Annotated in this window: 22 protein-coding genes; 20 read left to right on the top strand and 2 right to left on the bottom strand. The window is 69.9% G+C overall.

Annotated elements, in window-relative coordinates:
* The first annotated feature begins 3 nt into the window (after positions 1–3).
* The 6 genes from QSK25_RS37800 to QSK25_RS37775 all read left to right on the top strand — a co-directional run bounded on the left by QSK25_RS37800 (position 4) and on the right by QSK25_RS37775 (position 6,575).
* Positions 4–1,143, top strand: coding sequence for a L,D-transpeptidase (locus QSK25_RS37800; RefSeq protein WP_285645579.1), 1,140 nt, complete (start codon positions 4–6; stop codon positions 1,141–1,143).
* Positions 1,144–1,201: 58 nt separating this feature from the next.
* Positions 1,202–1,951, top strand: a complete 750-nt coding sequence (locus QSK25_RS37795) for an alpha/beta fold hydrolase (protein WP_285645578.1) — start codon at positions 1,202–1,204, stop codon at positions 1,949–1,951.
* On the top strand, positions 1,948–3,195 hold the full coding sequence (gene mshA / locus QSK25_RS37790; RefSeq protein WP_285645575.1) for a D-inositol-3-phosphate glycosyltransferase: 1,248 nt from the start codon (positions 1,948–1,950) through the stop codon (positions 3,193–3,195). Before QSK25_RS37795 ends, mshA begins: the two co-directional genes overlap by 4 nt.
* Positions 3,192–3,671 (top strand): type III secretion system chaperone family protein, encoded by a 480-nt coding sequence (locus QSK25_RS37785; RefSeq protein ID WP_285645574.1) that lies wholly within the window; start codon positions 3,192–3,194, stop codon positions 3,669–3,671. Before mshA ends, QSK25_RS37785 begins: the two co-directional genes overlap by 4 nt.
* Positions 3,672–3,731: 60 nt before the next feature.
* Positions 3,732–4,598 carry a DUF4349 domain-containing protein gene (locus tag QSK25_RS37780; protein WP_285645573.1) on the top strand — a complete coding sequence of 289 codons (867 nt, stop codon included), beginning with the start codon at positions 3,732–3,734 and terminating at the stop codon, positions 4,596–4,598.
* 411 nt (positions 4,599–5,009) lie between these two features.
* Positions 5,010–6,575: a 4-coumarate--CoA ligase family protein gene (locus QSK25_RS37775; RefSeq protein ID WP_285645572.1), complete on the top strand. Its 1,566-nt coding sequence runs from the start codon at positions 5,010–5,012 to the stop codon at positions 6,573–6,575.
* On the opposite strand, the gene QSK25_RS37770 is transcribed toward QSK25_RS37775, so the two are convergent.
* Positions 6,553–6,825 (bottom strand): hypothetical protein, encoded by a 273-nt coding sequence (locus QSK25_RS37770; RefSeq protein ID WP_285645571.1) that lies wholly within the window; start codon positions 6,823–6,825, stop codon positions 6,553–6,555. The genes QSK25_RS37775 and QSK25_RS37770 overlap by 23 nt on opposite strands.
* A 24-nt stretch (positions 6,826–6,849) precedes the next feature.
* Here QSK25_RS37770 and QSK25_RS37765 point away from each other — a divergent pair, with 24 nt between their 5' ends.
* The 14 genes from QSK25_RS37765 (at position 6,850) to QSK25_RS37700 (ending at position 18,919) form a co-directional block, all read left to right on the top strand.
* Positions 6,850–7,317, top strand: a complete 468-nt coding sequence (locus tag QSK25_RS37765) for a VOC family protein (RefSeq protein WP_285645570.1) — start codon at positions 6,850–6,852, stop codon at positions 7,315–7,317.
* Between the two features lie 5 nt (positions 7,318–7,322).
* On the top strand, positions 7,323–8,069 hold the full coding sequence (locus tag QSK25_RS37760) for a phosphoglyceromutase (protein ID WP_285645569.1): 747 nt from the start codon (positions 7,323–7,325) through the stop codon (positions 8,067–8,069).
* A gap of 178 nt (positions 8,070–8,247) precedes the next feature.
* Positions 8,248–9,420, top strand: a complete 1,173-nt coding sequence (locus QSK25_RS37755) for a sensor histidine kinase (RefSeq protein WP_285645568.1) — start codon at positions 8,248–8,250, stop codon at positions 9,418–9,420.
* Entirely contained in the window at positions 9,417–10,097 is a 681-nt protein-coding gene (locus QSK25_RS37750) for a response regulator (protein ID WP_109629061.1), read from the top strand. Before QSK25_RS37755 ends, QSK25_RS37750 begins: the two co-directional genes overlap by 4 nt.
* A gap of 27 nt (positions 10,098–10,124) precedes the next feature.
* Positions 10,125–11,105: a Ppx/GppA family phosphatase gene (locus QSK25_RS37745; protein WP_285645564.1), complete on the top strand. Its 981-nt coding sequence runs from the start codon at positions 10,125–10,127 to the stop codon at positions 11,103–11,105.
* Positions 11,105–12,436 carry an Rv0497 family membrane protein gene (locus QSK25_RS37740; protein WP_285645563.1) on the top strand — a complete coding sequence of 444 codons (1,332 nt, stop codon included), beginning with the start codon at positions 11,105–11,107 and terminating at the stop codon, positions 12,434–12,436. The genes QSK25_RS37745 and QSK25_RS37740 overlap by 1 nt, the downstream gene beginning before the upstream one ends.
* On the top strand, positions 12,433–13,251 hold the full coding sequence (locus tag QSK25_RS37735) for a sugar phosphate isomerase/epimerase family protein (protein WP_285645560.1): 819 nt from the start codon (positions 12,433–12,435) through the stop codon (positions 13,249–13,251). Before QSK25_RS37740 ends, QSK25_RS37735 begins: the two co-directional genes overlap by 4 nt.
* 300 nt (positions 13,252–13,551) lie before the next feature.
* Positions 13,552–14,448 (top strand): proline dehydrogenase family protein, encoded by an 897-nt coding sequence (locus QSK25_RS37730; protein ID WP_285645558.1) that lies wholly within the window; start codon positions 13,552–13,554, stop codon positions 14,446–14,448.
* Positions 14,445–15,227: a thioesterase family protein gene (locus QSK25_RS37725; RefSeq protein WP_285645556.1), complete on the top strand. Its 783-nt coding sequence runs from the start codon at positions 14,445–14,447 to the stop codon at positions 15,225–15,227. Before QSK25_RS37730 ends, QSK25_RS37725 begins: the two co-directional genes overlap by 4 nt.
* A 10-nt stretch (positions 15,228–15,237) precedes the next feature.
* Complete coding sequence (gene proC, locus QSK25_RS37720; RefSeq protein ID WP_285645555.1) at positions 15,238–16,047, top strand: pyrroline-5-carboxylate reductase; 810 nt, start codon at positions 15,238–15,240, stop codon at positions 16,045–16,047.
* A 149-nt stretch (positions 16,048–16,196) separates the two neighbouring features.
* Complete coding sequence (locus tag QSK25_RS37715; RefSeq protein WP_030477960.1) at positions 16,197–16,409, top strand: helix-turn-helix domain-containing protein; 213 nt, start codon at positions 16,197–16,199, stop codon at positions 16,407–16,409.
* A gap of 120 nt (positions 16,410–16,529) precedes the next feature.
* Positions 16,530–16,631 carry a 30S ribosomal protein bS22 gene (locus QSK25_RS37710; RefSeq protein ID WP_015105422.1) on the top strand — a complete coding sequence of 34 codons (102 nt, stop codon included), beginning with the start codon at positions 16,530–16,532 and terminating at the stop codon, positions 16,629–16,631.
* A 274-nt stretch (positions 16,632–16,905) separates the two neighbouring features.
* On the top strand, positions 16,906–17,943 hold the full coding sequence (locus QSK25_RS37705; protein ID WP_285645548.1) for an NAD-dependent epimerase/dehydratase family protein: 1,038 nt from the start codon (positions 16,906–16,908) through the stop codon (positions 17,941–17,943).
* A 16-nt stretch (positions 17,944–17,959) separates the two neighbouring features.
* Positions 17,960–18,919 (top strand): lysophospholipid acyltransferase family protein, encoded by a 960-nt coding sequence (locus QSK25_RS37700; RefSeq protein ID WP_285645547.1) that lies wholly within the window; start codon positions 17,960–17,962, stop codon positions 18,917–18,919.
* Here QSK25_RS37700 and QSK25_RS45510 read toward each other — a convergent pair.
* A complete protein-coding gene (locus QSK25_RS45510) occupies positions 18,888–20,150 on the bottom strand; it encodes an isocitrate lyase/PEP mutase family protein (RefSeq protein ID WP_352236808.1) in 1,263 nt (420 codons plus the stop codon). The genes QSK25_RS37700 and QSK25_RS45510 overlap by 32 nt on opposite strands.
* Between the last annotated feature and the right edge of the window lie 21 nt (positions 20,151–20,171).

Raw genomic sequence — 20,171 nt, 5'->3', positions numbered from 1 at the left:
ACCGTGAAGAGAACACTTGTCGCGCTGGTCGCTGGACTGACGCTGCTGACCGGCTGCTCGAGTGTCGAGGCAGGCTCGCCCAAGGCCGACAGCTCGCTGCCGTCGGCGAAGGTGACCCTGTCCCCGGTCGACGGAACCAAGGACGTGCAGGTCACGACCCCGGTCCAGGTCACCGTGGTGGACGGCAAGATCGAGTCCGTCGCACTGAAGTCACCCGAGGGCACCGAGGTCAAGGGCACCCTCACCGAGGACAAGTCGGGTTGGACGACGGCCGAGCCGCTCGGCTACGGCAAGACGTACAGCTTCGCCGGCAAGGCCGTCGGGTCGGACGGCAAGCCCGTCGAGCTCAAGGGCTCGTTCACCACCGTCGCGCCCGGTTCGCAGACCCGCGCGACGCTGTGGCCCGGTGACAACCAGACCGTGGGCGTCGCGGCGCCGATCATGGTCAAGTTCGAGGCGCCGGTCGAGGACAAGGCGACCGTCGAGAAGGCGCTGAAGGTCACCAACTCCGCGAACGTGCAGGGCTCCTGGGCCTGGCTGAACGCGCAGGAGGTGCACTACCGGCCGGAGAAGTACTGGCCCGCCAACACCACGGTGAAGGTCGAGGCCAAGCTCTACGGCGTCAACTACGGTGGCGGCGCGTTCGGCAAGGCCGACGTGACCAGCGACTTCACCATCGGCCGCAACCAGGTCGTGAAGATCGACAACCCGACGCACCGGCTCAAGGTGTTCCGCGACGGCCAGCAGACGGCCGACTACCCGGCCTCGTTCGGCAAGGACGCGGACCCCGAGCTCACCACGCCGAACGGCACGTTCGTCGTCATGTCGAAGCACGACACGTTCTCGTTCGACAACCCCCGCTACGGCTACACCAACGTCGTGAAGAAGTGGGCCGTCCGGTTCTCGAACCACGGCGAGTTCATCCACGAGAACAACGACAACGCGGGCAACATCGGCACCAACAACACCTCGCACGGCTGCGCGAACCTGCTGGAGGCCGACGCGAAGGCGTACTTCGACTCGGCGCTGGTCGGCGACCCCGTCGAGGTGACCGGTTCGATCACCACGCTCCCGGCCCAGTTCGACTGGTACGACTGGCAGCTGTCCTGGGAGCAGTGGAAGGGCAAGTCCGCCATCAAGTAGCACCGGCGGGAATGCGTCCCCCGGCCTGGTCGTTCGCACTGGTGTGGATCTGGCACACGTGACGACGACGGGCGGGGGACGTCTTGCGTTGCGGGAGTCGGGTCCGGCCGCCGCGCCGCCGGTGGTGCTGATCCACGGCTGGGCGCAGACGGGTGAGGTCTGGGACCTGCCCGGCTTCCACACCTACGCCGTCGACCTGCGTGGACACGGCGAATCCGACGACTTCGGCGACTACCGGGACTCTCGGCAGTGGGCCGCGGACGTCAGGGCCGTCCTCGACCACACCGGGCCCGCGACCCTCGTCGGGTGGTCCTACGGCGGGCTCGTCATCGCCGACTACCTCCGCGTCCACGGCACCGCGGACGTCACCGCGCTCGTGTTCGTGAGCGCGATCACCGAGATCGGCCGCGGACGCCCGGGAGGCGCCACCGGTCCGGTCATGCGGGCCGCGTTGCCCGGCGCGATCACCGACGACGCCGCGATGGCGACCTTCTGTGCGGCCATGGCACCCGTCCTGCCTGCTGAGATGGTCGCGAAGCTCACTGCCGCCGCCACCTCGGTCAGTCCTAAGGTGCGAGGCGAGCTGTTCCGCAGGGACGTGGACAGCGCCGACGTGCTGAAGGCCGTAGACGTGCCGGCCCTGGTCGTGCACGGAACTCAAGACGAGGTGGTGGCCCCTGCCGCCGCCGAGTACTCCGCCGCCCTGATCCCCGGAGCCGAGTTGAGCCTCTACCCCGACACCGCCCACGCGCCGTTCCTCGAACGGCCGCAGCGGTTCGCCGCCGACCTCCTGCGAGTCGCCCGATGAAGCGCGTCGCGGTGCTCTCAGTGCACACCTCGCCGCTCGAACAGCCGGGGACGGGTGATGCGGGCGGGATGAACGTCTACATCGTGCAGACGGCCACTCGGATGGCTCAACGGGGCGTCGAGGTCGAGATCTTCACCCGCGCCACCTCCTCGGAGCTGCCGCCGGTCGCCGAACTCGCGCCGGGCGTGCGCGTCCGGCACGTCGCCGCAGGGCCGTTCGAGGGTCTGGGCAAGGAGGAGCTGCCCGGTCAGCTCTGCGCGTTCACAGCCGGTGTCCTGCGCGCCGAGGCACGGCACGAGCCGGGCTACTACGACGCGATCCACTCGCACTACTGGCTGTCCGGGCAGGTCGGCTGGCTGGCGCGGGAACGGTGGGGCGTGCCGCTGGTGCACACCGCGCACACGCTCGCCAAGGTCAAGAACCTCGCGCTGGCCGAGGGCGACGCGCCGGAACCCCGGATGCGGGTGATCGGCGAGGAGCAGGTCGTGACCGAGTCGGACCGGCTCGTCGCGAACACCGACATCGAGGCCGGCGAACTGATCAAGCTCTACGACGCGGAACCGTCGAAGGTGGCCGTCGTGCCGCCCGGCGTGGACCTTGACCGCTTCACGCCCGGCTCGCAGGAGCACGCCCGGCGGTGCTTCGGCATCCCGCAGGACGCGATCGTGCTCGCGTTCGTCGGGCGGATCCAGCCGTTGAAGGCTCCTGACGTGCTGCTTCGTGCGGCCGCCGAGATGCTCGTGCGTGATCCGGGACTGCGCTCGCGGCTGGTCGTGCTGATCGTGGGCGGGCCGTCGGGATCGGGGACCGAGCGGCCCAGGGCGTTGGAGGAGCTGGCCGCCGAGCTGCGGATCACCGACGTCGTGCGGTTCCTGCCGCCGCAGCCGGGGCCCACGCTGGCCGAGGTCTACCGGGCCGCCGACCTGGTCGCCGTGCCGAGCTACAACGAGTCGTTCGGACTGGTGGCCCTGGAGGCCCAGGCCTGCGGGACGCCGGTGGTCGCGGCGGCCGTCGGCGGGTTGCCGGTGGCGGTGCGGGACGGGGTGTCCGGGGTGCTCGTGCACGGGCACGAAGCCGGTGAGTGGGCCGCGGCGCTGGGTGACGTGGCGCTGCCGCAGCGGGAGCACCTGGCGAGCAACGCCGTGGGGCATGCGCGACGCTTCTCCTGGGACCGCACGACTGACGCCCTGCTGGCGGGGTATCAAGAGGCGGCAGAGGTGTTCCGCCGGGAGGTTTTCGCTTGAGCGTCGACGGTGTGATCAAGGAGTTCCTGGACGAACGGGAGCTGAAGTACGACCGCCGGGAGCCCGGCAAGTTCTTCGTGACGCTGCCGGGGACCAAGAAGCTCCAGACGAACGTGTGGCTGGTCGAGACCGCGCACGCGCTGGTCGTCGAGGCGTTCGTGTGCCGGCGGCCCGACCAGTCGTTCGAGGAGGTGTACCGCTTCCTGCTGCGACGCAACGCACGGCTGTACGGCGTGCACTACACGATCGACGCCGAGGGTGACATCTACCTGGTCGGACGGGTCGGCAAGCACGCCGTCACGGCCGATGAGCTCGACCGCGTGCTCGGGCAGGTGCTGGAGGCGGCGGACGGCGACTTCAACCCGTTGCTCGAGATCGGGTTCGCCGACGCGATCCGGCGCGAGTGGGCGTGGCGCGTGTCGCGCGGGGAGTCGCTCGCCAACCTGGCGGCGTTCCAACATCTCGTTTCGGACTAGCCGCCGACTCGTTTCGGCCTAGGCGGCAACTCCCGCGGGGCTCCGGTCCGTCCGACTGGCATGCGTAGACCAGTGCTGTGGGTGGGAGTCGCGTTGCTGGCCCTGGTTTCGACGGGGTGTGGCAGCAACTCGAGTGGAGGCTCGTCGGCGCAGGACGCCGCCGCGCCTCAGGCGGAGCGGAACGTCGCGCCGCAGCAGAAGCCGGGCCAGGAGCCCGCGAAGGACAACGCCGGGCAGGCCGTGCAGCCGGTGCAGGACCAGGAGCGGCAGCTGGTCCGCACGGCGACCGTCGACCTGCGCAGCGATGACGTGCTGAAGGCGATCAGCGAGGTCAAGAGCCGGGCGAGCGCGGTCGGCGGGTTCGCGGGGCAGGAGAACTCGACCAAGAAGTCGGGTTCCGTGACCGTGCGGGTGCCGTCGGCCGAGCTGGACCGGGTCGTGCGGGACCTCGCGAGCGTCGGGGAGGTCACCCGCAGCGAGGTGCGCAGCGAGGACGTCACCGACCAGCTGGTCGACACCGAGTCGCGGATGGCGACGGCGAAGGCCAGCGTGGAACGGCTGCGGGTGCTGTTCGAGCGGGCCGGGTCGACGGCGGAGATCGCGCAGGTCGAGGCCGAGCTGACCAAGCGGCAGGCCGACCTCGAGTCGTTGCAGCGGCGGGCCGAGTCGCTCAAGGGCAAGGTCGCGATGGCGACGCTGACGGTGCAGGTGGCCACCGTGCCGATCGCTCCGCCGGAGCCGGAGAAGGCCGGGTTCCTCAGCGCGTTGTCGGGTGGCTGGAACGCGTTGCTGGCCGTCCTGAACGGGATCTTGATCGCCTTCGGCGCCCTGCTGCCGTTCCTGGTGGTGCTGGCGGTGCCCACGGCGGCGGTGATCTACCTGCTGCGGCGGCGCCGTCGCGTCACTCGAATGAACGAAGCAGGGTGATCAAGTTCTACTGAGAGTGTGCCTTTGATGATGCGCGGAACGGCTCGGGAGAGAGGGGGAGTCGCATCGAGCCGTCCCGCGTCAAAGGTCCCCGCTGCAGGGGATCCGTGGACGGGGGGAGCCTACGAATCCCAGGCGGGCCACGCGATTCGACGGGGGATGACGAATCGCGCAAGGTGCCTCGCGCTCGTCGAGTAAGCGTGGGAGCCGACTCGCGGAGGCGGTATCAACTTCTCAGATACATCCTTGCGATCACAAGTGCTTGTATTACTCCATTCGAGTGTATTTAGCCGCGCAAAGTAACGCATCTGTAGCGATCGAGTCGTCCTTGACCTGCCCAGTGGGCTGGATCACGATGTGCCCACAGGCAGGGTGTACAGCGATGTACAGCGATGTGAATGAGGTCGCCGCATGGTCTTTCGCAGTCCGTATCCCGATGTCGAGATCCCCGATGTGTCGCTGCACCAGCTGCTGTTCGGCGACATCGCCGACCGGGTGGACCGGGTTGCGCTGATCGACGGCATGTCCGGCGCGACCTTGACCTACGGCCAGCTGGCCGGGGCGATCGACCGGATGGCGGCAGCGCTCGCCGCCCGAGGTATCGGGAAGGGTGATGTCGTCGGCATCCTCAGCCCGAACACGCCGTACTACGCCGTCGTCTTCCACGGCATCCTGCGCGCCGGCGCCACGGCGACCACGATCAACGCGCTCTACACACCAGACGAGGTCGCGCACCAGCTGCACGACGCGGGCGCCAAGATGCTCTTCACCGTCTCCGTGCTGCTCCCGAACGCCGCACCGGGCGCCGCGAAGGCGGGCGTGACCGACGTCGTCGTGCTCGACGGCGCCGAGGGCTACCCGTCGTTGCCGGAACTGCTGAACAACACGCACCCGGTGCCCGAGGTGGAGATCAACCCGGCCGAGGACCTGGCCGTGCTGCCGTACTCGTCCGGCACGACCGCGCTGCCCAAGGGCGTCATGCTCACGCACCGCAACCTGGTCGCGAACCTCGTGCAGTGCGGGCCGATCCTGTCGGACGTCGGCGCCCACACCCGGATCCTCGCCGTGCTGCCGTTCTTCCACATCTACGGCATGCAGGTCCTCATGAACAACGGCCTGTACATCGGCGGCGTGGTCGTCACGCTGCCGAAGTTCGAGCTGCCCGAGTTCCTGCGCGTGATCGCCGAGCACAAGACCGACCGCGTCTACATCGCGCCGCCGGTCGCCGTGGCCCTCGCGAAGCACCCGATCGTCGACAACTACGACCTGTCGCCGCTGCACACCCTCTTCTCGGGCGCCGCACCCCTGGACGAGGACCTGGCCGCCGCCGTCCGCAAGCGCATCGGCTGCCGGGTCGTGCAGGGCTACGGCATGACGGAGATGTCCCCGGTCTCGCACGCCATCCCGGACGGCCGCGACGACATCTCGGTCGGCACCGTCGGCGTGATCATCCCCAACCTCGAGTGCCGCCTGGTCGACCCGGCCACCGGCGAGGACGTGGGCGTCGGCGAGCGCGGCGAACTCTGGTGCAAGGGCCCGAACATCATGAAGGGCTACCTCAACAACGCCGAGGCCACCGCCGCCACCATCGACGACGACGGCTGGCTGCACACCGGCGACGTGGCCGTGATCGACGCGGACGGCATCGTCTCGATCGTCGACCGCGTCAAGGAACTCATCAAGTACAAGGGCTACCAGGTCCCGCCGGCCGAGCTCGAGGCCGTTCTGCTGACGCACGAGGAGATCGCCGACGCGGCGGTCATCGGCGTGCGCGACGCCGACGGCGAGGAGGTGCCCAAGGCGTTCGTGGTGCGGCAGCCCGGTTCCTCTGTGGACGGTGAGGCCGTGATGGCGTTCGTGGCGTCGCACGTGGCGCCGCACAAGAAGGTTCGCGTCGTGGAGTTCATCGAGGCGATCCCGAAGTCGGCGGCGGGCAAGATCCTGCGCAAGGACCTCAGGGCGCGCGAACAGGCCTGAGCAGGGAAGCTTCGAGGGTGTCGGCCAGCCAGTCGCGGCAGCGATCGGCTGGCCAGCCCAGTACCTGGTGCACGTGCGGCGAACACATCGTCACCAGCACGTCCGCCACCGCCACCACGTCGAACTCCTCCCGCACCTCCCCGGTCGCCACCAGCGCCTCCACGACCGCCAGGCAGTTCGCCCGCATCGCGTGCTCGCCCTCGTCCGAGATCAGCTCGGACACGCCGGCCTCGGCCGCGATCGCCCGCATCGACGTCGGCAGACGCGTGCCTCGGTGCGATCGGCGGGGCACCGGCTGTTCGCGCGGGACGGGTTCGTGGCCGGCGTGCAGATCCCGGTGACGGACCTGGTCAGGTCGATCGAGTGGTACGGCCAGGTCTTCGGCTTCGAGCCCGAGTGGGAGTTCGCCGACGCGGACGGCGTGGTCCGGGGCGTCGCGGGCTACGTGAGCGACGGAGCCGCAGGCCTGAGCCTGAGGCTCAACCCCGAGAAGGCCGAGGCGCTGCAGGGCTTCGACCCGGTCAACTGGGCCGTCGCGACCAGGCGGGACCTGAACGACTGGATCGAGCACCTGGACGGCCTGGGCATCCCCCACTCGCCCGAGATCGAGGCGAGCATCGGGTGGTTGCTGGTCTTCCACGACCCGGACGGCGTGGAGATCCACCTGTACACCGACGAATCCCATGGCGTGGATCACGGTGACCTGCCGGGGTACGGCAGGAGGGTCGGCATGGCAGGCTAGCCGCCATGTCTGTCGGAACCTTGGTGCTGCTCCGCCACGGCGAGAGCACGTGGAACGCGGAGAACCTGTTCACCGGCTGGGTGGACGTTCCCCTGTCGGAGAAGGGCGAGAAGGAGGCCCGGCGCGGTGGGCTGCTCCTCAAAGAAGCCGGTGTGCTGCCGGAGGTCCTGCACACCAGCCTCCTGCGCCGGGCCATCATGACCGCCAACCTGGCGCTCGACGCCGCCGACCGGCACTGGATCCCGGTCAAGCGCGACTGGCGCCTCAACGAACGCCACTACGGCGCGTTGCAGGGCAAGAACAAGAAGCAGACGCTCGAGGAGTTCGGCGAGGAGCAGTTCATGCTCTGGCGCCGGTCCTACGACACCCCGCCGCCGCCCATCGAGCCCGGCAGCGAGTTCAGCCAGGACACCGACCCGCGCTACGCCGGTCTCGGGCCCGACCTGCCGCTGACCGAGTGCCTGCTCGACGTCGTGAAGCGGATGATCCCGTACTGGGAGTCCGACATCGTGCCGGACCTGCGGGCGGGCAAGACGGTGCTCGTGGCGGCGCACGGCAACTCGCTGCGCGCGCTCGTGAAGCACCTCGACGGCATCTCGGACGAGGCCATCGCCGGGCTCAACATCCCCACCGGCATCCCGCTGCGCTACGACCTCGACGAGGACCTGAAGCCGCTCAAGCCGGGTGGCGAATACCTCGACCCGGACGCCGCGAAGGACGCCATCGCGGCGGTCGCCAACCAGGGCCGCTGACCACATTCCGAGAAAGGCGCACCCGGTGCCGGGTGCGCCTTTCTCGCGTCTAAGGACACGGTTGGGTGAACGGCACCTGACCAGGCGCGAAACAACCCTCCACCGAGGTGTCGCGGGCGTCACGGTTCACGCTCTCGTACTAGGCCAGGACACCTCTGAGCTGCTTACCATTCGCTTCGTGACCACAACGGGTTACCTCGCTGTGTCGATCGGCCTCGCGCTCATCGGCGTGATGGCCGCTTTCTTCATCGGCCGGTTCACCGCCCCCAGGCAACCGAAGAAGCCGGAAGGCTTGACGGTCGCCGAACTGATCCAACAGATCATTCACGACTCCCACGACGGCATCGTGGTGCTGAACCACTTCGGTGACGTCGTGCTGCACAACCCCCGTGCCGAAGAGCTCGGGATCGTCCGCAACAACCGCGTGGACGACCGGGCGCGCAAGGCCGCGGAGGGCGTCCGCAACAGCAACGAGGTCGTGTACGTCGACCTCTCGCCGCTCGAGGGCTACCGCACCGGCCGCCAGCCGGAGGCCGTGCACGCCGAGGTGCGGTTGCTGATCGAGAACTTCACCGTGGTCGACGCGACCGACGAGTCCGAGGCCGTGCGGCTGGAGAAGACCCGGCGCGACTTCGTGGCGAACGTCAGCCACGAGCTCAAGACCCCGGTCGGCGCGCTGGCGCTGCTCGCGGAGGCCGTGCTGGACGCGAGCGACGACCAGGAGGAGGTCCGCCGGTTCAGCGCGAAGATCATGCAGGAGGCGACCCGCCTCGGCGCGCTCGTCACCGAGCTGATCGCGCTGTCGCGGCTGCAGGGCGCGGAGAAGCTGCCGGAGCTCGCCGAGACCGAGATCGACGTCGTGATCAACGAGGCGCTGTCGCGGTCCAAGCTCGCCGCCGAGTCGGTCAACATCACGATCACCACCGACGAACCGAGCGGGTTCGTCGTGCCCGGCGACCGGTCGTTGCTGGTCACGGCGCTGACGAACCTCCTGGACAACGCCGTCGCCTACTCGCCGCCCGGCAGCCCGGTGAGCGTCAGCCGCCGGCTGGTGGACGGGCACGTCGAGATCGCCGTGACCGACCGCGGCATCGGCATCGCCGAGGACCAGCAGATCCGCGTCTTCGAGCGGTTCTACCGCGTCGACAAGGCCCGCTCGCGCGCGACCGGGGGCACCGGTCTCGGGCTCGCGATCGTCAAGCACGTCGCCGCCAACCACGGCGGTGAGGTGAAGCTGTGGAGCCTGCCGGGAACGGGCTCCACCTTCACGCTGCGGCTCCCGGCCGCGGCGACCGAACCCAACCCGACCCTCGTCCCCACCGGCGCGGGTGACACTGGAGGAGAGCTGTGACCAGGGTGCTCATCGTGGAGGACGAGGAGTCCTTCGCCGATCCGCTCGCCTTCCTGCTGCGCAAGGAAGGGTTCACCGCGGCGCTCGCGGCCACCGGCCAGGAGGCGCTCGAGGAGTTCGACCGCAACGGCGCCGACATCGTCCTGCTCGACCTGATGCTGCCCGGCATGAGCGGCACGGACGTGTGCAAGCAGCTGCGCCAGCGCTCCGCCGTCCCCGTGATCATGGTGACGGCCCGCGACAGCGAGATCGACAAGGTCGTGGGACTCGAACTGGGCGCCGACGACTACGTCACCAAGCCCTACTCGGCCCGTGAGCTCATCGCCCGCATCCGCGCGGTGCTGCGCCGCGGCGGCGAGTCCGAGGACCTGCTCCCGCAGATCCTGGAGGCCGGTCCGGTGCGGATGGACGTGGAACGCCACGTCGTCACCGTGAGCGGCCAGGACATCAGCCTGCCGCTCAAGGAGTTCGACCTCCTCGAGTACCTGCTGCGCAACGTCGGCAGGGTGCTCACCCGCGGCCAGCTGATCGACCGGGTGTGGGGAGCGGACTACGTCGGCGACACGAAAACGCTGGACGTGCACGTCAAGCGCCTGCGTTCGAAGATCGAACCCGACCCGTCGGCCCCGCGTCACCTGGTGACCGTGAGGGGTCTGGGTTACAAGTTCGAGTCCTGACGGACACGACCAGGTACCGTTTCCGGCGTGCGCCTGGGCGTTCTCGACGTGGGTTCCAACACCGTCCACCTTCTGGTGGTGGACGCGCATCGTGGTGCCCACCCGATCCCGATGACGTCCGAGAAGACGATCCTGCGTCTCGCCGAGCAGCTCAACGACAAGGGTCAGCTCTCGAAAGCGGGCGCTGACCAGCTCGTTCGTGCCGTCGCCGCAGCCAAGGCCTCAGCGAAGAGGTCCGGCTGCGAGGACCTGATGGCGTTCGCGACGTCGGCGGTGCGCGAGGCGGGCAACTCCGCCGAGGTGCTCGACCGGGTCCGCACCGAGACCGGGGTCGACCTCAAGGTCCTCTCCGGCGAGGACGAGGCGAAGTACACGTTCCTCGCGGTCCGCCGCTGGTACGGCTGGTCCGCGGGCAAGTTGCTCTCGCTCGACATCGGCGGCGGTTCGCTCGAGCTCGCCGTCGGCCGCGACGAGAACCCGGACCTGGCCTTCTCCGTGCCGCTCGGCGCGGGCAGGCTCACCAGGACGAGGTTCAAGAAGGACCCACCCAGGCGCTCCGAGGTCCGCGAGACCACCGAGTGGCTCGCCGAGCAGCTCGCGCCCGTGGCGCGGAAGCTGAAACGCGCGGGTGAACCCGATCGAGTGGTTGCGACCTCAAAAACTTTCCGAACGCTGGCGCGGCTCACCGGGGCCGCGCCATCGTCTGCCGGGCCCAGGGCACGACGCGTGCTCACCGACGCGGGCCTGCGGCAGCTGATCGCGTTCATTTCCCGGATGTCGGCCCATGACCTCGCGGAGCTGGAAGGTGTGAGCACGTCTCGCGCCCATCAGCTCGTCGCGGGCGCATTGGTCGCGGAGGCCACAATGCGAGCCCTGTCACTCACGCAGCTGGAGATTTGCCCGTGGGCACTCCGGGAGGGTGTCATCCTCCGACGGCTGGACCACACTGACGGGACGGACCAGAGCGATACTGGACGGACTGGGCAGACCGGGGCACGGTGGAGTTGATGAGTCGAGAGAGCGGATCGGACCAGACGCAGCGCACTGTCGCTGAGCTGCTCGCCCAGTACGGGGGCAGCGCAGAGAGTGCGCCACGTCGGCGACGCCGCCGGGCGGCTGACGAAGAGGACGACGTCCAGCAGCCGGAGACCGCGCCCCAGACGATCATCGAGCGGGTCCTGTCCGACAGCGGTCGGCTGATGGCGATCCGCGACGACGACGTGGCGCCGCAGCCCGGTCGTCGCGCCGCCCCCGAACCGCCCTCGGCACCGCCGCCCGCGGCCGCCGAGCGCACGGCGTACCAGCCGAAACCGCAGGTCGCGCCGGCGCCCCAGCAGCCGAAGCCGCAGCCGTCGCAGCAGATGCCGGTGCCGCCCCCCGCGCCGCCGCCACTGGTCCGCAGACCGCCGAAGCAGGCGCCCCCCGCCGCTCCCGCCGCACCGCCGCCCGCGGCCGCCGAGCAGACCCGGCAGGTGCCGCAGGTCCGCGACCAGCCGTCGCGCTCGGACATGCCCCGGCCCGAGGCCGCGCGCCCCGAGCCGTCCCGCTCCGACCTGCCGCGCCCGGAAGCGCCCGGCAGGCTCGAAGCCCGCCTCGACCAGGCGACCTCGACGCCCGCCGCCGCGCGGACCAGCATCGTGCGCCCGCCGAAGCCCGGTCAGCCGTCGGTGTCCATGCCGATCCCCGCCCCGCCGCGCGAGGCGATGACCGAGCAACTCCCGCGCATCCCGGCCAAGGCGCCGGTGGACAAGATCGCCGCGCTCGAGACCGAGTCCGTGCTGATCGTGCCGCCGGCCCCGCCGAAGCTGCCCGAGCCGTTGCCCGGCAACCAGCCCGACGCCTGGTTCGGCGACGACGACCCGAACGCGCACACCGACCTGTCGATGGCGCCGATGGAGTCGACCGCGGCGCACCCCGGCCCGTACGTGGACGACGACGACTCGCAGGAGTACGCCGTCTACCGCGCCGAAGACGACTACCTCGCCGAGACCGACGAGGAAGACGACGAGGACGAGGGCCCCGCGGGCCTCGACGACGCCGCGGAGGCCGAGGAGGACGAACCGGCGGAGTCGCGCTCGGCGGGCAAGGAATGGCTGATCATGATCGGCCAGCTCGCCGTCGGCGTCCTCGGCGGCGCGGCCCTGTGGCTCGCCTTCAACTACCTCTGGCGCTCGGTCCCCGCCGCCGCGCTGGTCGTGGCGCTCGCGGTTACCGTGGGTCTGGTGTTGCTCGTTCGCAAGATCCGTCGCGCCGACGACCTGCAAACCACCGTCCTGGCCGTCCTCGTGGGCCTCATCGTCACCGTCTCACCAGCGGCGATGCTGCTGGTGAAGAGTTGACGGCCCGCATCCCGGTCGGGCTTTCCACGGCATCGGTCTACCCGCAGCCCGCCGGGGCGGCGTTCGAGATCGCGTCCGACCTGGGCTACGACGGCGTCGAGCTGATGGTGTGGGCCGACCCGGTGTCGCAGGACATCCGCGCGGTCGACCGGCTGTCCGCCCGGACCGGGATGCCGGTGCTGGCCGTGCACGCGCCGTGCCTGCTGATCTCGCAGCGGGTGTGGTCGCCGGATCCCGCCGAGCGGTTGCGGCGTGCGGTCGAGGCCGCCGGCGATCTCGGCGCGCCCACCGTGGTCCTGCACCCGCCGTTCCGGTGGCAGCGGAAGTACGCGGACGGGTTCGCCGAGCTGGTTTCCTCTCTGGAGGAGTCCAGCGGGATCGCCATCGCCGTCGAGAACATGTTCCCGGTGCGGCGGCCGCTCGGGCGGGGGCGGTCGGTGGAGATGAACGCCTTCAAGCCGTCCGTGGACCCGACCGACGTCGGGCACCGGAACTACACGCTGGACCTCTCGCACTCCGCCGCCGCGCACATGGACGCGTTGGAGCTGGCGAAGCGGATGGGCGACGGGCTCCGGCACGTCCACCTGGCGGACGGCTCTGGGGCACCCAAGGACGAGCACATGGTGCCCGGGCGGGGGGACCAGCCCTGCGCCGAGCTCTGCGAGATGCTGGCCCGCGGGGGGTTCGACGGGCAGGTGGTGCTGGAGGTCAACACGCGGCGGGCCGGAACCCCCGCGGCTCGGCGGGAGATGCTGGCGGAGTCGCTGTTGTTCGCGCGGCTGCACCTGGACTGGGACGCGGAGGCGCGGGCCTAGTTCGCGGGTGCCGTGCGCACCGGCTGGTTCGCGTTCCAGCGGGGTCGGCCGCGTACCCAGGCTCTCAGTCACTCGGTCACCTTGCGAGGCTGGGCGCACGCGGGGCCCTTCCGTGCGGTCCACGCGAACGAAAGGTCCCCGCGTGCATCTCGGAAACGGCGTGGCGTGGCGCAACACGCCGAGGTGACGTCGACGGCGGATTCCCGGCTCGCGGCACCAGCACGCCCCTGCGGCCCCCTGGCGAGTGTCGGCAAGGGTCGTTCGGCACTGTTGTGGCGTGGCCGGGTTAGGGTTCGTGGTGTGAACCCGCTGCGAGCGTTGATCATGGCCGCGTCTCGCAACGAGACGGTCCGCCACCTGGTCGCCAACGCGCCCATCAGCCGCGACGTCGTCAAGCGGTTCGTGGCGGGGGAGAGCACCGAGGACGCCGTCGAGGTGGTCAGGAGCCTCGGGCTGCCGGTCACGCTGGACTACCTCGGTGAGGACACCACCGACAAGGCCCAGGCCGAGCGGACGGTGCAGGCGTACCTGGAGTTGCTCGACGCGTTGCACGCCGCCGGGCTGGCGAAGGACGCGGAAGTCAGCGTCAAGTTGTCGGCGGTCGGGCAGACGCTCGACGAAGCGCTCGCCCTGACGAATGCCTCTCGGATCTGTGCCGCCGCCGAGCAGTGCGGGACGACCGTGACGCTCGACATGGAGGACCACACCACCACGGACTCCACGTTGCGGGTGCTCGCCGAGCTGCGGCGCACGTGGCCGTGGGTCGGGGCCGTGCTGCAGACGTACCTGCACCGGACGCTGGACGACTGCAGGCAGCTCGCGGGGGCCGGGAGCCGGGTGCGGCTGGTCAAGGGGGCCTACGCGGAACCGCCTGACGTGGCGATCCAGGACCCGCACGAGGTGGACCTCAACTACGTGCGGTGCGCGAACGTGCTCCTCGCCGGCGAGGGGTACCCGATGTTCGCCACGCACGATCCCCGGCTCGTCGAAATCATTGGCGAGCGGGCCCGCTGGTATGACAAAACTGACTTCGAGTACCAGATGCTCTACGGCATCCGGACCGAGGAGCAGAGGCGTCTCGGCACTCGCGTTTATGTTCCCTACGGTGAGCAGTGGTACGGATATCTCATGCGGCGACTTGCTGAACGGCCTGCCAACGTGACCTTCTTCCTGCGGTCGCTGGCCAGCCGCTCATGACCTTCTCGAAGTCCAGTGCGGTGCGTTCGCTCGGTGACGGAACCTTCACCGCGTCCCTGCCCGCCGAGTGGACCGTCGGGCCCAAGCCCCACGGTGGGTTCCTCCTCGCGGTGATGACCCGGGCCGCCGCTGCGGTGGCCGAGGGTGATCCGCTGGCCGTGTCGGCCCAGTTCCTGCGCGCGCCCGAGGTGGGGCCCGTGCTGGTGCGGACCGACGTGCGCAAGGCCGGGCGGACCGCGACGGTGATCAACGTGTTGCTGGAGCAGCGCGGCCAGGTGTGCGTCGAGGCCTCGGTGACGACGGGGCGGATCCCCGAGCACCGGGCCGACTACGTGAACCTCCCGGCGATGGCGGCGGCGCCTCCCCCGAACGCGGTGGAGCTGGCGACGTTCCCAACAGGTGGGAGCTACAAGGTCGGTGCGCTGTGTGATCTCCGGGTGGACCGGGAGTCCGCGAGCTTCCTCGACCGGCGGACCGACGGGCCGTTGACGCTGAAGCTGTGGGCCCGGCCGACGGACGAGCAGCCCGACCCGTACTTCGCGCTGCTGGCGGGTGACCTGTCCATGCCGGTGACGTTCAACCTGGGACGTTTCGGCTGGTCACCGACGGTGCAGCTGACCGCGTTGCTGAGGGCTCGGCCGGCGCCGGGGTGGTTGCGGATCCACGTGACCTGCCAGGCCGTGCACGGGCAGTGGTTCGACGAGGACGCGACGGTCATCGACTCGGCCGGGCGGCTGGTGTGCCAGGCACGGCAGTTGGCGTTGACGCCCGCTGTGTGAGACTTGACCGATGACGAAGATCGCGGTGCTCGGCGCGGGCAAGATCGGTGAAGCGCTCCTGTCCGGGCTCCTGCAGGGTGGTCGTCCGGCCTCGGATCTGCTGTTCACGGAGAAGCACGAGTCACGGGCTCGCGCGCTCACGGAGCAGTACGGGTTCGAGGCCGTCACGGTGCCGGGTGCGGCCGCGCAGGCCGACGTGCTCGTGGTGGCGGTCAAGCCGCAGGACATCGAGCCGTTGCTGACCGAACTCGCGCCGGTGCTGCGGCCCGGGACGCTGATCGTGTCGCTGTGCGCCGGGTTGCCGACGGCGTTGTACGAGCGCAGGCTGCCCGAGGGCACGCCCGTGGTCCGGGTCATGCCGAACACGCCGATGGTCGTCGGCGAGGCCATGAGCGCGGTGTCGGGCGGCTCCAACGCCACGGCCGAGCACCTCAAGACGGTCGAGGAGCTGCTGTCGACCGTCGGCAAGGTCGCGGTGGTGCCGGAGTCGCAGCAGGACGCCGTGACGGCGCTGTCCGGGTCCGGGCCCGCCTACTTCTTCTTCCTCGTCGAGGCGATGATCGACGCGGGCATCCTGCTCGGCATCCCGCGAGACCTGGCCTCGCAGCTGATCATCCAGTCGGCCGTCGGGGCCGCCACGATGCTCAACGAGGGCTCGAACCACCCGGTGATCCTGCGCGAGGCCGTGACGTCGCCCGCGGGAACGACCATCATGGCGATCCGCGAGCTGGAGAAGCACGGAGTCCGCGCGGCCCTTCTCGCGGCCATCGAGAGCGCCCGTGACCGGTCCGTTGAGCTGGGCAAGCAGCACGAGGACTGAGCCGGTCGAGACGGCAAGTGAGGGAACGTCCCCACTTTGGCCGTCGCAGGAGTCACACCAGTCCCGCTACTCTCAGGGCAGCACGTGCGTGTCGAACCGTCGGTGGGGAAGACCGACGGCACGACACGTGTCGAAGGATGCGGTGATTTATGCCTGCGAAGGAGAACGAACGAACAGGTCTCGCTCAGGTGCAGTTCCTGACCGTGGCCGAGGTGGCCTCGATGATGCGGGTCTCCAAGATGACCGTGTACCGCCTGGTGCACTCCGGTGAGCTGCCCGCGGTGCGGGTCGGCAAGTCGTTCCGGGTGCCCGAGAAGGCGGTGCACGCCTACCTGGAGAACGCGTACTTCGACGCTGGCTGAAGGCTGGCGAACCCCGTCGGGTAGCCTGGTAGGCCGATCGTGCTTACCGGCGCGCCGTGCTTGACACGGCCAAGGCTGGGGCGCGCCAGTCAAAGCAACGTCTAGAGCTAAGGAACCCGCATGGGCTCGGTCATCAAGAAGCGCCGCAAGCGCATGTCGAAGAAGAAGCACCGCAAGCTGCTGCGCAAGACCAGGGTCCAGCGCAGGAAGCGCGGCAAGTAAGCCCGCATGCGCTCTGCCGCCGTCGGTCTCCTCACGCAGGAGATCGGCGGCGGTTGCGTTTTTCCAGGTCCGGAACCTGTTCGGGTGCTTGCGCCGACACGGAATATCACTCCGTGAGACAGCCTGGCACAACCACGGGAACGGGGGCCGCCGTTCGGGTGATTAGCCCGTAAAGCCTGCGTGACCTGCGTCAAGACGGCGTTCCGGCCCCCTCCGGTTTCACATCTGGTCTGTAGCATCGACCAATCGCAGAGCCCTTCGTGCTTGGAGTCGCATGACGCCCAAGGTCGTCCTCGTCACCGGAGTGAGCCGCTTCCTCGGCGGCCACCTCGCCGCGCGCTTCGCCGCGAACCCGGACATCGAGCGCGTGCTCGGGGTGGACACCGAGCCGCCGCCGCGGGACCTGCTGCGCCGCATGGGCCGCGCGGAGTTCGTGCGGGCCGACATCCGCAACCCGCTGATCAGCAAGGTCATCTCCACCGCGAACGTCGACACGGTCGTGCACGCGTCCGTCACCGCGAGCCCGGCCGGGCCCACCGGCCGCACGGTGATGAAGGAGATGAACGTCATCGGCACCATGCAGCTGCTGGCCGCGTGCCAGAAGTCGCCCAAGGTGCAGAAGCTCGTCGTGAAGTCCACCAGCGCCGTCTACGGGTCCTCCTCGCGGGACCCGGCGGTGTTCACCGAGGACATGGGCCCCAAGGACCTGCCGTCGTCCGGCTACGCCAAGGACGCCGTCGAGGTCGAGGGCTACGTGCGCGGGTTCGGCCGCCGCAGGCCGGACGTCAACGTCACGACGTTGCGCTTCACCAACTTCATCGGCCCGCGCATCGACACGGTGCTGACGCGCTACTTCGCCCTTCCGGTCGTGCCCACCGTCCTGGGCTACGACGCTCGTGTGCAGCTGCTGCACTCCGAGGACGCCTTGGCCGTCCTGGAGCGCGCGACGCTGCACAACCTGCCCGGTGTGTACAACGTGGGCGGCGACGGCGTGCTGCTGCTGTCGCAGGCGATCCGGAGGGCGGGCAGGCTGAACCTGCCGGTGCCCAGCGCCGCCGTGCCCACCGTCGGAGGCTTCTTCCGGAGCGCCCGGCTCGTCGACTTCTCGCCCGACCAGATGAGGTTCCTCAACTGGGGGCGCGTGGTCGACACCACCCTGCTGCGCAAGGAGTTCGGGTTCACGCCGCGGTGGACCACCCAGCAGGCGTTCGACGACTACGTGAACGGCCGAGGCCTGAAGCCGCTCATCGACCCGGAGACGGTCGGTGCCGCAGAGCGGACCATCCTCGAAGCGGCCGCTCGTTTCCGCTGATCTTTGCCTTGAGGAGATGAACGCAGTGGCAGGAGCACGCGTTATCCCGCTGCACGACCCGGAACGCGACGCCGCGCGCAGATCGCGCCACGTCGAGGTCGTTCCCGAGCCGGAGCAGCAGCAGTCCGCGACACCGGACTGGGAACGCAGGCTGACCGACCTGCTGGCGTTCGCACGCAGGCGGATCGCGGGCGACTACCGGATCGACGAGTTCGGGTTCGACCGGGACCTCACCGAGAACGTGCTGATGCCGCCGCTGAAGCCGTTGTACGAGAAGTGGTTCCGCGTCGAGACCATCGGCCTCAACAACATCCCGCTGGCCGGCGGCGCGCTGATCGTCGCGAACCACTCCGGCACCGTGCCGCTCGACGCGCTGATGACGGCGTACGGCATCGCGTCCGAGCACCCGGCGCACCGGCCGTTGCGCGGACTCGGGGCAGACCTCGTGTTCCGCACGCCGCTGCTGGGCGCGTTGGCACGCAAGGGCGGCCAGACGCTCGCCTGCAACGCCGACGCCGAGCGCCTGCTGTCGTCCGGCGAACTCGTCGGCGTGTGGCCGGAGGGCTTCAAGGGCATCGGCAAGCCGTTCAAGGACCGCTACAAGCTGCAGCGCTTCGGCCGCGGCGGCTTCGTGTCGGCCGCGCTGAAGACCGGCGTGCCGATCATCCCGGTGTCGATCGTGGGCGCCGAGGAGATCTACCCGATGATCGGCGACATCAAGGCGCTGGCCCGCCTGCTGGGCTTCCCGTACTTCCCGGTGACGCCGTTCTTCCCGCTGCTGGGCCCGCTCGGCGCCATCCCGCTGCCGTCGAAGTGGTACATCGAGTTCGGCGAGCCGATCCGCACCGACGTCTTCGGCGAGAACGCGGCCGACGACCCGATGCTCGTCTTCAACCTCACCGACCAGGTGCGCGAGACGATCCAGCAGACCCTCTACCGCCTCCTCACCCAGCGCCGGAACGTGTTCCTCGGCTGACCAGCCCCTGGACCTCCTCGTAGGCGAACGCCCTCGGGCTCCCGCCGTCACGCACCGCCGCGGCGGCCTCGACGGTGTGCTCGAGGGCCGCCCTGAACAGCAGCGATCCGGTGCTGATGCGCTTCACGCCCAGCTCGCCGAGCTCCTGCGGCGTGCGCTTCTGCGCGAGGACGTTGAGCGGGGCGATCCCGGCCAGCTCCTCGATCTCGCGCGGCTCGGTCAGCCCGGCCACGAAGATCCCGTCCGCGCCGGCGTCGACGTACCGCCGCGCGCGATCCGCGGTCTCCTCGTGCGCTTCACCGAGCCAGTGGGTGTCGATGCGGGCGTTGAGGAAGACGCCCGGAGCACGGTCCTTGACCGCCGCGATGAGCTCGGCCTGCTCCTGCGGGGTGGCGAGGCCGTGCGGGCGGCCGTCCTCGAGGTTCACGCCCGCGACGCCGAGCCCCCGGACGAGTTCGGCGACCTCCCGCGGTGACCCGCCGAACCCGGACTCCAGGTCGGCGGTCACGGGGAAGGGCAGGTCAGCGAGCATCCGGGCCAGCGCGACGGCCTGGTCGCCCGCGAGGCCCACGCCGTCCGGGATGCCGTGCGCGGCCGCCACGCCGAGGCTGGTCGTGCCGACCGCAGGGAACCCCGCCTCGTGCAACGCCACGGCCGAGGCGAAGTCCCAGGCGTTCGGCAGGACCAGGGGGACGTCCTGGTGGTGCATTGCCCGGAACGCCATGTTCTTCGCGATCGTTCCGGCCAGCGTTCTACCCGGACAGGCGTGCGGGCCGTACCCGAACGGGTGGTCTTCGAGGCTGACCACGATTCCCCCGGCCCTGCGGGTCACCGGCACGGGCGGCGCCGGGTCACCGGTCCGCAGGCACTCGGCGAGGGCGTGCGTAGCCGCCCAGGCCTGGACCAACAGCCCGATCCTGGCTGCGCGTTCCTCGTCGTGACCGGCGGCCAGCCGTTCCACGGCCGCGTCCGCCTCGGCCGTGATCGGCTCGTGCGGCTGGTAGGCGGGGGCGATCCGGGCGATGTCGTCGAGCGCCCCCGGCAGCCCCAGCTCTGCGGCCAGCTCGTCGAGACTGGTGGCTTGGACGCCCTCCAAGAGCCGCTCGGTCAGGGTGCGGCGACGCGCGTGCTCCTCGCCGTTGCTGAACCTGACCACGGAGGACCTCAGCCAGGCGACACCCGTGTCTCCCCGCGGGACAGACGGCACCGGCAACAGCAGCTCTTCGCTCATGCCCGCCGACGCTAGGCCCGG

The organism is Lentzea sp. NBRC 102530, assembly GCF_030269365.1.
GTDB lineage: Bacteria > Actinomycetota > Actinomycetes > Mycobacteriales > Pseudonocardiaceae > Lentzea.
Note: the sequence above shows the minus strand (reverse complement) of the source record. Positions and strands in the feature narration are given on the sequence as shown.